Consider the following 13,728-nt stretch of genomic DNA (forward strand, 5'->3'; position numbering starts at 1 on the left):
CATCTCCTCCCCCCAAGGCACATCTCGCTCAACGAGCCCACGTTCGAACGAGCCGATGACCCAGGAGACTTGTCATGACCCCATCCCCCTCGCGCCGAAGAGTCCTCGCCACAGCGGCCGCCGCCCTGCCCGCCGCCGCTCTCCCCGCCGCCGGCCTGCTCTCCGGAGCCGGAACGGCCTCCGCGGCGCCCGCAGCGGTGTCCGCGGCGCGGTCCCCCGCCGCCCCGCTGCCCAGCGGCGGCGACCTCGGGCCGAACGTGATCGTCTTCGATCCCGCCACTTCCGGCATCCAGGCCAAGCTGGACGAGATCTTCAAGCGGCAGGAGTCGGACCAGTTCGGCAAGGGCCGCTACGCGCTGCTCTTCAAGCCGGGCACGTACCACGGGCTCAATGCCCAACTGGGCTTCTACACCTCGGTGATGGGCCTGGGCCTGTCGCCCGACGACACGCTCATCAACGGTGATGTGACGGTCGACGCCGGCTGGTTCGGCGGCAACGCCACCCAGAACTTCTGGCGCTCGGCGGAGAATCTCGCGCTCAACCCGGTCAGCGGCACCAACCGCTTCGCCGTCTCCCAGGCGTCGCCGTTCCGGCGTATGCACGTCAAGGGAAACCTCAACCTCGCGCCGGACGGCTACGGGTGGGCGAGCGGCGGGTACATCGCCGACAGCCGGATCGACGGCACCGTGCAGCCGTACTCCCAGCAGCAGTGGTACACCCGCGACAGCGCCGTCGGCGGCTGGCTCAACGGCGTGTGGAACATGGTCTTCTCCGGTGTCGAGGGCGCCCCCGCCCAGTCCTTTCCCGACCCGCCGTACACGACGCTGCCGACCACACCGGTCTCCCGCGAGAAGCCGTTCCTGTACCTGGACGGCGGGGAGTACAGGGTGTTCCTGCCCGCGCTGCGCACCGGCGCCCGCGGCACGAGTTGGGGCCGGGGCACGCCGCAGGGCACGTCGCTCCCGCTGAGCCGGTTCTACGTGGTCAAGGAGGGGGCGAGCGCGGCGACCGTCAACGCCGCGGTCGAGCAGGGGCTGCACCTGCTGTTCACGCCCGGCGTCTACCACGTCGACCGGCCGATCGAGATCACCCGGGCCGGCACGGTGGTCCTCGGCCTCGGGTATCCCACGATCGTGCCGGACGGCGGGGTCAGCGCGCTGCGGGTCGCGGACGTGGACGGCGTACGGCTCGCCGGTCTGCTCGTCGACGCCGGACCGCGGAACTCCGAGGTCCTGGTGGAGATCGGCCCGGCGGGCGCGTCCGCCGGGCACGCCGCCGACCCGATCACGGTGCAGGACGTGTTCGTCCGTATCGGTGGCGCGGGCGCCGGGAAGGCCACCGCCGGCCTGGTGGTCAACAGCAACCACACGATTGTCGACCACACCTGGATCTGGCGGGCCGACCACGGAGACGGGGTCGGCTGGGAGACCAACCGGGCCGACTTCGGGATGGTCGTCAACGGCGACGACGTACTGGCCACCGGGCTGTTCGTGGAACACTTCAACAAGTACGACGTGCGGTGGAACGGCGAGCGCGGCCGTACGGTCTTCTTCCAGAACGAGAAGGCGTACGACGCGCCCGATCAGGCGGCCGTCCAGGACGGGTCCGTCCGCGGCTTCGCCGCCTACAAGGTCGCCGATTCCGTCACCGCGCACGAAGGCTGGGGCCTGGGCAGCTACTGCTACTACAAGGACGCCCCGACGATCGTGCAGGACCACGGTTTCGCCGCGCCGCGCAGGCCGGGGGTGAGATTCCACGATCTGCTCGTGGTCTCCCTCGGCGGCAAGGGCCAGTACGCCCACGTCGTCAACGACCACGGCGCCCCCACCTCCGGCGCGGACACCGTCCCGTCGAAGGTCGTGTCGTACCCCTGATCCGTGCGCCCGCTGTTCCCCGCGTCCGTGCCGGTGTGTGGTGCGGCGTGCCTCCCGTACGGCCGTAGGCCATCCGGAGCGCGTACCGAATGTCGGTGTTTGCCAGCGTTTGTTGCGGGTAGTCAGCGCACCGCAGATGATCTTCGAGGCCTTGGAGGCACGACAGATGAGCGATCAGACACCGTCACAGGCGGAAGGCGAACGGGACGACGACCAGGAGACCGCGGACCGGCGGGGCACCTCCCGCGGCCGCGAGGACACGCCTCGCTCCACCCCCTCCCAGGCTGAGGGCGAGCGCGAGGAGGAGGCGGAGCGGGACAAGACCTGACTGGGCGTTCTCGTGCAGCGCGAACCGGGGACGAAAGGGTTCACCAAGGTACTCGGCATCAGTCCCTTTCAGTGGCCGCTGCGTTCGGCGCGGCCGGTGGGTTCAGGGGCGAAAACCGCGACCAGGGCGCGGAACGACTCCCGGTACCTGCTGGGCGTGGTGCCGTTGAAACGGTGGAAGTGGTGCCTCAGGTTCGCGGGGGTGCCCAGGCCGGTGCGGGACGGGAGCTGTTCCACGGGGGTGTCCGTGTGCTCCAGGAGCCACTGGGCCCGGTGGACCCGGGCACGCAGAAGGTACTGCAGCGGCGTCAAGCCCGTACGGGTGCGGAAGTGGCGGGTGAGGGTACGGACGCTGGTCCCCGTGTGCGCCGCGATGTCCGCCAGTGTCAGTGGGCGGTGCAAGTTGGCCTCCAGCCACTGCGCGGTGGGGTCCGTGGCGAAGTCGGCGGGTGGCGGCGCCAGGTCGGAGGAGGGGGAAGGCGAGGGCGGGGAAGAGGGGGCGCCGGAGAACGGTGAGGTGTCGGCGCGGAGGGCTTGTGACGGGTCCGGGAGCATCAAGAACAGATGCCGGTCCGCCTCCCGGGCCACCTGCACCCCATGGTCCTCCTCGATCATCCGCAGACAGGCGTCCTTCCCCCCGAGCACCCCCGCCGACGTGAGGAACGGGCCGTCCGCCACGGCCCAGTCGCCGAGTTCGATGTCGACCCCGGGATACCTGCGGGCCAGTTCCGCGGCGTGCGTCCAGGCCGTGGTCGCCTTGCGGCCGTCGAGGAGACCTGTTCCGGCCAGGGCGAAGACACCCGTACCGATCCCCACCACGCGGGCACCGCGCCCCACCGCCCCCCGCACGGCATCGAGCACCGGCCCCGGCGGCGGGTCCGGACAGTCGCCGTAGCCCGGCACGATCACCGTGTCGGCTTCCTCCACGCCGTCCAGGTCCCGGTCGGCCAGCACCGTCACCGCACCGGGGCCCGCGGTCCGCACCGTGCGCGTCGCCGCGCAGACCCGCAGCTCATAGGGCGGACGGCGGTAGAACATCCGCGACGCGGCACCGAACAGCAGCGCCGGGGTGGAGAGGTGTTGCGCGGGGATCCCGTCGAGCGCGAGCAGCGCGACCACTGACATGGCCAGAATTTAACCCAAGGTGGCATTGGGCCGCTTTTTCCGGCCTGTCCGGCCCACGGAAGATGAGGACAGGCCGTCAGCGGCGCTCCGTATTCGTCCGTAGCACCGCGGCGCATGTGGCCATGTAACCCCACATCCGTGCCTCCATCCGTCCGTGAAACTGCGCAAAGGGCATCACTTCCATGACCTTCTCGAATGGCACCTCCCTGTCCGGAACACCCGGCACACCCGGAACATCCGGCCGCCGCGTCCGGCGGCTGCTCGCCGGTGCGGGCACCGTCGGCGCCGTCACGGTCCTGTGCGCCGCAGGCATGAGCGGCAGCGCGCACGCGATCGTGGGCGGGAAGAACTCCACGGAGGAGTACCCCTTCATGGTGTCGATCCCCATGACCGTGAAGCAGGAGGGCGGCCCCCGCTTGTCAGGCGTGTGCGGCGGAGCCCTGATCGACCGGCAGTGGGTGGTGACCGCGGCGCACTGCGCCCAGGACGACTACGCGGCCGTGCCGGCCGGCACGGTGCGGATCGGCAGCGACCGGCAGCACTCCGGCGGCACCGTCCGCACCATCGTCAAGAAGGTCATCCACCCCCGGTACGACATCAGTGGCAACCAGCGCTCCTTCCACGACATCGCGCTGCTCCGCCTGGACCGTCCCGTCACCCGGCAGGCCCCCATCCGCATGGCCGCGCACGCGCCACGGATCGGCGCGCACACCCGGCTCCTCGGCTTCGGTACGACCGTCGACGCCTCCGACCCCAAGGACTGGAAGTTCCCCGAGCGGCTCAAGCAACTGGACACCCTCAGGGCCCCTACGGCCAAGTGCCTCGACATCAACGGCAGCAAGGAACTGTGCACCCAGAGCCAGGTCCCCGGCGCCATGGCGTGCATGGGAGACTCCGGGGGGCCGCAGATCCAGCGCGTCGGCGGACGTTGGCAGCTCGTCGGCACCACATCGGGTGACGGGGAAGCGCGGGTCGACCCGAAGTGCGGGGGCGGACGCGGGATCTACACCTCCATAGCCTCCTACAAGGGCTGGATCGACAGGACTGTCGCCGCCCACCGCTGAGCCGAACCGGGCGGGTGACCGCGGGCGGCACGGGCAGGCAGGACAGGCAGGGCAGGAGCGGATAATCCCTGCATGTCAGTCATCGCGCTGCTCGTCCTCGACGGCGTCCCCGCCCATCAGCTCACCACCCCCGGCCTGGTCCTGGAGGCCCTCGCCCACGGGGCCCCCGGTGGCGACGCGTACGAGCTGCGGATCTGCGCCGTCCCCCGCACCGTCACCACCGCCGAGCCCGCCGCGCTGACGGTCACCGCCGATCAGGGACTGGAAGGACTGGACGGAGCGGACACCGTGGCGGTGGCCGGACACGACGGGTTCCGGGGAGAGCCGCCGGTGGGGGTGGCCGGGGCGTTGCGGGACGCGGCGGCCCGGGGCTGCCGGATCGCTGCCGTGGGCACCGGCGCGTTCACCCTGGCTGCCGCCGGTCTCCTGGACGGCCGCCGCGCCACCACCGGGTGGAGCGAAGTGCCCGCACTGGCCCAGCGGTACCCGGCGGTGGACGTCGACCCGGCGGGCACGCTCGTCGTGGACGGGCCGTTTTGCACATCGGCCGGGCTCTTCGGCGGGCTCGACCTCTGGCTGCGGCTCGTCGCGGAGGACCACGGGCCCGCGGTGGCCGCCGACGTCGCGCGGCGGCTCGTGCTGCCCGTACGCGAGGAGGCCGACGCCGCCCGGGACGAACTCGCCCGGGCGGTCGCGGGGACCGCGGGCCTGGAGCCGACCGTCCGGTGGCTGGAGGCGTCCCTGCACCGCCCGCTCACGCCCGCCGACATCGCCGCGCACGCCCGGCTCAGCGTGCGCACGCTCAACCGCAGATTTCGCGCGCACACCGGATTCAGCCCGCTCCAGTACCTGCTGCGCGCCCGGCTGGACCTCGCCCGGCGCCTCCTGGAGCAAGAGGACGAGGCCACCGTCGAGGACATCGCCGCACGCGCGGGGTTCACGTCGTCGGCGAGCTTTCGCCGGCACTTCCGAACAGCGACCGGCAGCACGCCCCGGGCCTACCGTGCCACGGCCCGGTGAGCCAGCGCCTGCGGAGAGGCCTGCGCGTTGATCAGGGCCCGGGCCCGCAGCCCGCGCCGCTCGGCCAGGTCAACGACGATGTGCCCGTACCGGCTGACAGGGACGCCACCTGCCCTACGGCCTGCCGCCCACGGGCGCCGGGTGTGCGGAGCGGTCTCCACGGGGTACCCGCGCGGGCACGCCCTACGGTCCTGCGCAGGAAGGAGCCTCGGTGGACGTCCCGGAACACCTGCCCGGAACCGGTCCGATTCCGGGCCCATATCCGCCCCCACCCTGGCATCTGAAGGGCCACTTGTGGGGTGGCCTGTTCCCCGCCGAGTCGGTCCCGGTCCCTCCCCCGGACCTCTCGCGCCTGCTGCCGCGCACCCTGGCCGTCTTCCTCATCCGGTACCGCGCGGGAACCCTCCGCTACGACGAGCTGATCGTCGGCACGCCCGTACGCCGTGGCCGGCGGGTCGGCCTCTGCATCCAGTGGATCTGGGTGGACGACGAACGGTCGCTGTGGGGCGGCCGCCGTATCTGGGGTGTGCCCAAGCAACTGGCCGAGTTCCGCTGGGAGGGCTCACGCGTACGCGTCCAGGACGGTGAAGGACCGGTCGTCGTCCTGGATGTGGCGACGAGGCGCCCGCCGCTCCCCCGCCTCCGCCTGCCGATGACCGGTTTCGGCTCTCTCGACGGCGTGCGGACGGTCGCCACCGCACGGTTCAGCGCCCGGCCGGCGGCCGCCTCCCTGCGGGTGGCCGAGTGGTCGGCGCGGCTGCCCGCGCTGCGCCGCGCCGACGCCCGTATCCGGTTCGCCGCGACCTCGTTCGACATGCTCATGCCCTCCCCGGCGCTCCACCCGGCACCGTCCATGGCCTGACGTGCCGTCACGAGCAGACCGGTGATCGGGCGCCCGATGGTGCCTGTGGTGCGCAAGAGTGGGAACAAGCCAAACGTGGCTGAAGTTACCGACCCTCTGCTGGACCTCGTCCGGCGGCGCCGTGAGCCGGTGGTCGTCCAGACCGTCCGGTCGACCGTGGCCGCCGTGATCTCGTACGTCGTCGCCCTGGTGCTGAGCAGCGAGCCGGCGCCGCTGACCGCGCCGCTCACCGCGCTGCTGGTCGTCCAGGTCACGCTGTACGCGACGCTCACCACCGGGATGCGCCGGGTCAACGCGGTCGTGGTGGGCGTGCTGATCGCCATCGGGTTCAGCGCGCTGGTGGGGCTGACCTGGTGGAGTCTGGGCCTGATCATCCTCGCCGCGCTGGTGATCGGCCGTTTCGTACGGGCCGGTGAGTTCGTGCCGGAGGTGGCGATCAGCGCCATGCTGGTGCTGGGCGTGACCCGGGTGGCCGAGACGGCCTGGGACCGGGTGCTGGAGACGCTGATCGGTGCCGTCGTCGGGCTGCTCTTCAACGTCCTGTTCGTTCCGCCGGTGTGGGTGCAGCCCGCCAGTGCGGCCATCGAGGACCTGGCGAGCCGGATGCGGCGGCTGCTCGTGTGCCTCGGGGACGAGGTGGGCGGGCACACCCCCGTCTCGGAGGCCGCGGCCCGGCTGCACGAGGCGCGCCGTCTGGACCACGACATCGTGCAGGTGGACGCCGCGCTCCGGCAGGCGGAGGACAGTCTGCGGCTCAACCCCCGCGTCAAGGAGGGCACGCTCTTCCGTGTCGTGCTGCGCACCGGCCTGGACACCCTGGAGATCTCCGCGGTGGTGCTCCGTACGCTGTGCCGCACGCTGACCGACCTGGCCAAGGCGCGTACCCGGGAGCACCTGTTCGCGCCGCACATCGCCACCGCCCTGCACGAGGTGTTCCGGCACATGGCCAGCGCGGTGGAGAGCTTCGCCGTACTGATCACCACGCAGGTCGGCGCCAACGCCGAGGAGGCCGAGGAGCGGCTCGCCGAGGAACTCGCCCGCAGCCGCGCCAGCCGGGACGTGGTCGCGCACCTGCTCCTCGACGGGGTGCGGGAGCATCCGCGCCAGTGGCAGTTGCACGGTGCGCTGCTGGCCGAGATCGATCGCATCCTGGACGAGCTGGACGTGGAGAAGCGCACCCAGCGGCTGATCGAGGAGCTGGACCGGGAGTCGCGTGAGCAGCGCGAGAAGTACCGGCTGGTGGACCGGCTCCGGGGGCGGATAAACGTCACCCGGACGAATGACCGCACGGCGAAGCCGCAGGGGCCGGTGCCGTGACGCCCGGGGCCGAGACCCGTCGTGAACGGGGCGGCTGTCGTCCCCGGGCACGGGCGCTCAGGCCACGACCCGTACGCCGTACTCCCGCACCCAGGTGTCGAACTCGATGAGCCGCTCCAGGACGGCGCGGGCGCTGAACGGGCCGCCGACCCCGTACGCGCCCTCCGGCCGGGCCAGGAGCCGGCGGATGCCGTCCGCGCTCACCAGGCGCAGCACCGGCGCGTCCGGGGTGAGGAGGTCCGCGACCTTGCGGCGCAGGGCGCGTTCGTAGCTGAGGTCCTGGGTGGAGGGGTAGGGGCTCTTCTTCCGGTCGAGGACCGAGTCCGGGAGCAGGCCGCGCATCGCGGCGCGCAGCAGGCTCTTCTCCCGGCCGTCGAAGTTCTTCATGGCCCACGGGGTGTTGTAGACGTACTCGACCAGGCGGTGGTCGGTGAAGGGGACCCGTACCTCCAGGCTGACCGCCATGCTGATGCGGTCCTTGCGGTCCAGGAGGAAGTTCTCCCAGCGGGTGAGGTTGAGGTAGGTGATCTCGCGCATCCGGGCCTCGTGCCCGGTCTCGCCGGGCAGCCGCTCCATCTCGGCCAGCGCCTCGGCGTAGCGCCGCCCGATGTACGCGCCGAGGTCCAGCGCGTCCCACAGGCCCAGTTCGCGCAGCGCTCCGATGCCGCCCGCCTTCTCGAACGGGTCGTGCCAGGGGAAGCTGTCGAGGCCGACGGCCTCCGGGGCGTGGAACCAGGTGTAGCCGCCGAAGAGCTCGTCCGACGCCTCGCCGGACAGCGCCACCGTCATACGTTCCTTGAGTGCCCGGCAGAGCAGGTACAGGGAGTACTCCATGTCGCCGGTGGACACCGGCAGATCCTGGGCGCGCAGTACGGCGTCGCGGACCTCCGGGTCGAGGAGGTCGTCGTTGTCCAGTTCCACGATGATGTGGTCGGCGCCGAGGTGGCCGGCCACCTCGATCGCGAACGGGGTGTCCGGGTCCTCCCACTGCACGTTGGAGCGGAAGCGCTCCTGGTGGCCGGTGAAGTCGACGGAGAACGCGCGGACCGGTTCCGGCACGCCGCGCCGGGCGCGGGAGGCGGCGGCGAGCGCGGTGATGGCGCTGGAGTCCAGGCCGCCGGAGAGCAGGGTGCCCACGGTGACGTCGGCGTAGAGCTGGCGCTCGACGGTGTCCTCCAGGAGCGAGCGGACGGTGGCCACGGTGGTGTCGAGGTCGTCGGTGTGCCGGCGGGCCGTCAGTTTCCAGTAGGTGCGTACGCCGCTTCCGTCCCGGGTGAATTTCCGTACGGTCCCGGGCAGCACCTCGTGCATGTCCCGGAAAACGCCGTGGCCCGGTGTTTTGACGATGCCGAAGATTTCGCAGAGCCCTTCCGTGTCCACGGCCGCTTCGGCCTCGTCGTGGGCGAGGATCGCCTTCGGCTCGGAGCCGAAGAGCACGCCGTCGGCGGTCGGCCGGTAATAGAGGGGCTTGACGCCCATTCGGTCGCGGACCAGCAGCAGTTCTTCGGAGCGCGGGTCCCACAGCGCGAAGGCGTAGATTCCGTTCAGGCGCTCAGCGAAATCCTCTCCCCACTCCAGGTAGGCGCGGAGCACGACTTCCGTGTCGCTGGACGTCCGGAAGACGTGTCCGAGCGCACGCAAGTCCTCGCGCAGTTCGCGGAAGTTGTAGACCTCGCCGGTGTAGGTGATGACCGGCGATTTCCCGGTGTCCCCGTCGCCCGCCGCGGTCATCGGCTGGCGGCCGCCCTCGATGTCGATGATCGCCAATCTGCGGTGGCCGAGCAGTGCGTGTTCCGACGCCCATACTCCCCCGGCGTCGGGGCCACGGCAGACCATGGTTTCGGTCATCGCCTCCGCGGTATCGGTATACGCGGTGAGGTCGCGCGTGAAACTCACCCACCCGGCCATACCGCACATGGAAACCACACGCCTTCATCGGGAAGGTGCGGGCCGGTGGCGGGCGTCCTCGCACTTTCCTACAAGTGCCTGGGCCAATTCTATCCGCCACGCTTCCAGCCGTCCCGGCGAGACGGCTTGCAGGTGGTAAACGTGTCATTCAGGTGGCCGTGGAGCAGCCACGGCAAAGGCGGAGAAAAATAACTTCCAAAGCTGGCCAACCGGCGAAAGAACGGCGCGGCGGGCGGCCGCGGCGAGGGGAATCTGGGGTGGTTCGTTGCATGGCGTACCGAACGGGTCCGCCACCGTGCCCCCGGAAGGAGCCTTGTATGTGGCGTGGCAGGGCGGAGGCCGAGCGGGTCGCGGCGGACGCGGCCGGGAAACTGCTGGCGGCCGGACGGCTGCTGTCGCGGGCACCGGGCACGGAGGACGGGCGGGCGGTTTTCCGTACGGATCAGGAGGTCAACGACGCGCCGTACCGGGAGCGCTGGGCGCACGACAAGGTGGTGCGCTCGACCCACGGCGTGAATTGCACCGGCTCGTGTTCCTGGCAGGTCTTCGTCAAAGACGGACTCATCACCTGGGAAACACAGGCGACCGATTACCCGTCGGTGGGACCGGACCGCCCGGAGTACGAGCCCAGGGGAGCGGGCCCGCGGCAAGGGCGTCTCGTCCGTATCGGCTGGGACGAGGCACTGGAGATCGCCGCCGCCCATGTGCACACCCTCCAGCACCACGGGCCGGACCGGATCGCCGGCTTCTCCCCCATCCCCGCGATGTCGATGGCCTCGCACGCGGTCGGTGCCCGCTTCATGGCCCTGCTCGGCGCGCCGATGCTCTCCTTCTACGACTGGTACGCGGATCTGCCGATCGCCTCCCCGCAGGTCTTCGGCGACCAGACCGACGTGCCGGAATCCGGCGACTGGTGGGACGCGGCGTATCTGATGCTGTGGGGCTCGAATGTGCCGGTCACCCGCACCCCGGACGCCCACTGGATGGCCGAGGCCCGCTACCGCGGCCAGAAGGTCGTGGTGGTCTCCCCCGACTACGCCGACGCCACCAAATTCGCCGACGAATGGCTGCGCCCCCACCCCGGCACCGACGGCGCCCTGGCCATGGCCATGGGCCACGTCATCCTGCGCGAATGCTTCGTCCGGCGCCGGGTCCCGTACTTCACCGACTACGTCAAGACCTTCACCGACCTCCCCTTCCTCATCGAGCTGACGGAGTACGCCGGAAAGGCGACGGAATGCACCGGGCACGGGCCGGGCGCGGCGGTTCACGTCCCCGGCCCGTTCGTCACGGCGCAGGACGCGGGGCTCGTTCCGGGCGCCGAGGGCGCGGCCCGGCGGTGGATGCCGGTGCTCTTCGACGCGGTCGCCGGTGCCCCGGCCGTACCGGGCGGCACGCTGGGCGACCGCTGGAGCGAGGGCGGCGCGGGACGCTGGAACCTGGATCTGGGCGGCATCGATCCGCTGCTGAGCCTGTACGGGCGGCCGGACGCGGGCACCGCGCGCGTGGTGCTGCCTCGCTTCGACCAGGAGCAAGGCACGGTGGAGCGGGAGGTGCCGGCGCTGCGCGTGGGCGGGCGCCTGGTGACCACGGTCTTCGATCTGCTGCTGACGCAGTACGGGGTGGGGCGCCCGGGTCTGGGCGGGCAGTGGCCCGGCTCTTACGAGGACGCGGACGTGCCGTGCACTCCGGCGTGGCAGGAGACCATCACATCGGTGCCCGCGCGCGCGGCCGTACGCGCGGCGCGGGAATTCGCGCGCACGGCGGAGCAGACCCGGGGCCGCTGCATGATCGTGATGGGCGCGGGCACCAATCACTGGTTCCACTCGGACACCATCTACCGGTCCTTCCTGTCCCTGCTGCTGCTCACGGGCTGTCAGGGCGTCAACGGCGGCGGCTGGGCGCACTACGTGGGCCAGGAGAAGGTGCGCCCGCTCACGGGCTGGCAGCAGCTGTCCACGGCCGCCGACTGGGTGCGCCCGTCGCGGCAGATGGCCGGCACGCCGTACTGGTATCTGCACTCCGGCCAGTGGCGGTACGACCGGGCCCCGGCCGACGCGCTCGCCTCCCCGGCCGCCCGGGGCCTGTTCGCGCGGCAGCACACCGCCGATCTGGTGGCCCGCTCGGCGCGCCGGGGCTGGATGCCCTCGTACCCGACCTTCGACGCCAACCCCCTGGAGCTGGGCCGGCGCATCCGCGACGCGGGCGCGGACCCCGGCCGGTGGGTCGCGGCCGAGCGGGACGCCGGACGGCTCTCCTTCGCCTGCGAGGCCCCGGACGCACCCGCCAACTGGCCACGCGTCCTGAACGTGTGGCGGGCGAACCTGATCGGTTCCTCGGCCAAGGGCAACGAGTACTTCCTCGGCCACCTGCTCGGCGCCGACGACAACGCGGACGCCGAGGAAGCGCCCCCTGAGGCCCGTCCGCGCGACGTCACGTGGCACGAGCAGGCGCCGCGCGGCAAGCTGGACCTGCTGCTGGCGCTGGACTTCCGCATGACGTCCACCACGCTCTTCGCCGATCTCGTGCTGCCGGCCGCGACCTGGTACGAGAAGCACGACCTGTCCAGCACGGACATGCACCCGTACGTACACGCGTTCTCGCCCGCGATCAGCCCGCCCTGGCAGGCCCGTACCGACTTCGACATCTTCCACGGGCTCGCCCGGGAGGTGAGCCGGCTGGCGGCCGGGCGCCTGGACGACGCCTGCGACCTGGTGGCCACCGCCCTCCACCACGACACGGCGGCGGGCGAGGCCCCGCCGCCGGGGCCGACCGGGCCGCGGCTCACGCTGGTGGAGCGGGACTACACCACGCTCGCCGACCGGCTGGCCGCCTTCGGCCCGCTGGCGCAGGAGCAGGGCATGTCCGTCAAGGGCGTCACCGTACGGGCCGGTCCGGAGACGGACTGGCTCGCCGCCCGCTGCGGCACGGCCACCGGGGGCTCGGCACACGGCCGGCCGCTGCTGGACACGGACGTGAAGCTGTGCGAGGCGATCCTCGCCCTGTCGGGCACCACCAACGGACGGCTGGCCGCCGAGGGGTTCCGGGCGCTCGCCGGGCGCTGCGGCCCGGGCCGCGGCCTGGAGGAACTGGCCGCCTCGGTCGCCGAACGGCGCGTCGTCTTCTCGGACACCCAGGCCCGCCCGGTGCAGGTGTCGGCGAGTTTCGAGTGGTCGGGCAAGGAGGGTCCGGAGCGGCGGTACGCGCCGTTCACGATCAACACCGAACACCGCAAGCCCTGGCACACGCTGACCGGCCGTCAGCACTTCTACCTCGACCACGAGTGGATCGCCGAGTTCGGCGAGCAGTTGCCGGTCTTCCGGCCGCCGCTGGATCTGGCCGCACTGGGCGAACGGCCGCGTCCCGGCGCGTCCACCGGGCCGTCGGTGACCGTGCGCTATGTGACGCCGCACTCGAAGTGGTCCATCCACTCCGAGTACCAGGAGAACCTGCTCATGCAGACGCTGGCCCGCGGCGGCCCGGTGATCTGGATGAGCGTGGCCGACGCGGCGGCCGCCGGGGTGGCCGACAACGACTGGATCGAGGCGGTCAACGCCAACGGCGTGGTCGTCGCGCGGGCCGTCGTCTCGCACCGCATGCCGCCCGGCACGGTGTTCATGTACCACGTGCAGGAGCGCCTGGTGAACGTGCCGCTGTCGCAGACCACCGGGCGGCGCGGCGGTGTGCACAACGCCCTGACCCGGCTGCTGATCAAGCCGACCCACCTCATCGGCGGCCACGCCCAGCTGTCCTTCGCCCCCAACTACTACGGCCCCACCGGCAACCAGCGCGACGCGGTGACCACCATCCGGCGCCGCTCCCAGGAGGTCAGCTACTGATGCGCGTCATGGCGCAGATCGCGATGGTGATGAACCTCGACAAGTGCATCGGCTGCCACACCTGCTCGGTCACCTGCAAACAGACCTGGACCAACCGCACCGGCACCGAATACGTGTGGTTCAACAACGTCGAGACCCGCCCAGGGCAGGGCTACCCCCGCGCCTACGAGGACCAGGACCGCTGGCAGGGCGGCTGGCATCTGAGGGGCAGCCGGCTGGTGCCGCGCTCCGGGGGCCGCGCCCGCCGGCTGGCCCGGCTGTTCGCCAACCCCCGGCTGCCGACGCTGGACACGTACTACGAGCCGTGGACGTACGACTACGCGAACCTGACCACCGCACCCCTGGGCGACGACCTGCCCACCGCACCGCCCCGCTCCCTCATCGACGGCCGC

The 13,728-nt window shown here is 71.6% G+C and carries 9 protein-coding genes and 1 pseudogene; 8 read left to right on the plus strand and 2 right to left on the minus strand.

Annotated features, from left to right (window positions below):
* The first annotated feature begins 74 nt into the window (after positions 1–74).
* A complete protein-coding gene (locus tag IH45_RS0125065) occupies positions 75–1,874 on the plus strand; it encodes a hypothetical protein (RefSeq protein WP_030672668.1) in 1,800 nt (599 codons plus the stop codon).
* 166 nt (positions 1,875–2,040) lie between these two features.
* Positions 2,041–2,202, plus strand: coding sequence for a hypothetical protein (locus IH45_RS1000000149465; protein ID WP_199810717.1), 162 nt, complete (start codon positions 2,041–2,043; stop codon positions 2,200–2,202).
* A 68-nt stretch (positions 2,203–2,270) separates the two neighbouring features.
* On the opposite strand, the gene IH45_RS0125075 is transcribed toward IH45_RS1000000149465, so the two are convergent.
* On the minus strand, positions 2,271–3,326 hold the full coding sequence (locus IH45_RS0125075) for a GlxA family transcriptional regulator (RefSeq protein WP_030672671.1): 1,056 nt from the start codon (positions 3,324–3,326) through the stop codon (positions 2,271–2,273).
* A 182-nt stretch (positions 3,327–3,508) separates the two neighbouring features.
* Here IH45_RS0125075 and IH45_RS0125080 point away from each other — a divergent pair, with 182 nt between their 5' ends.
* The 4 genes from IH45_RS0125080 to IH45_RS0125095 all read left to right on the plus strand — a co-directional run bounded on the left by IH45_RS0125080 (position 3,509) and on the right by IH45_RS0125095 (position 7,589).
* Positions 3,509–4,390: a S1 family peptidase gene (locus IH45_RS0125080; RefSeq protein ID WP_078897768.1), complete on the plus strand. Its 882-nt coding sequence runs from the start codon at positions 3,509–3,511 to the stop codon at positions 4,388–4,390.
* A 72-nt stretch (positions 4,391–4,462) separates the two neighbouring features.
* Positions 4,463–5,410: a GlxA family transcriptional regulator gene (locus IH45_RS0125085; protein ID WP_030672676.1), complete on the plus strand. Its 948-nt coding sequence runs from the start codon at positions 4,463–4,465 to the stop codon at positions 5,408–5,410.
* A 211-nt stretch (positions 5,411–5,621) separates the two neighbouring features.
* Positions 5,622–6,272 (plus strand): acetoacetate decarboxylase family protein, encoded by a 651-nt coding sequence (locus IH45_RS1000000145435; protein WP_050515163.1) that lies wholly within the window; start codon positions 5,622–5,624, stop codon positions 6,270–6,272.
* 75 nt (positions 6,273–6,347) lie between these two features.
* Positions 6,348–7,589, plus strand: a complete 1,242-nt coding sequence (locus IH45_RS0125095; RefSeq protein ID WP_030672682.1) for an FUSC family protein — start codon at positions 6,348–6,350, stop codon at positions 7,587–7,589.
* Between the two features lie 57 nt (positions 7,590–7,646).
* On the opposite strand, the gene asnB is transcribed toward IH45_RS0125095, so the two are convergent.
* A complete protein-coding gene (gene asnB / locus IH45_RS0125100; protein WP_030672686.1) occupies positions 7,647–9,506 on the minus strand; it encodes an asparagine synthase (glutamine-hydrolyzing) in 1,860 nt (619 codons plus the stop codon).
* 308 nt (positions 9,507–9,814) lie between these two features.
* Between asnB and IH45_RS0125105 the strand changes: the two genes are divergently transcribed.
* Together IH45_RS0125105 and narY are read left to right on the plus strand one after the other, a co-directional pair.
* Positions 9,815–13,336: a nitrate reductase subunit alpha gene (locus IH45_RS0125105; RefSeq protein WP_030672689.1), complete on the plus strand. Its 3,522-nt coding sequence runs from the start codon at positions 9,815–9,817 to the stop codon at positions 13,334–13,336.
* Positions 13,336–13,728: pseudogene (gene narY, locus IH45_RS0125110) on the plus strand (nitrate reductase subunit beta); the annotation flags it as partial. The gene IH45_RS0125105 and the pseudogene narY, both read left to right, overlap by 1 nt.

The organism is Streptomyces rimosus subsp. rimosus (genome assembly GCF_000720725.1).
Lineage (GTDB): Bacteria > Actinomycetota > Actinomycetes > Streptomycetales > Streptomycetaceae > Streptomyces > Streptomyces rimosus_A.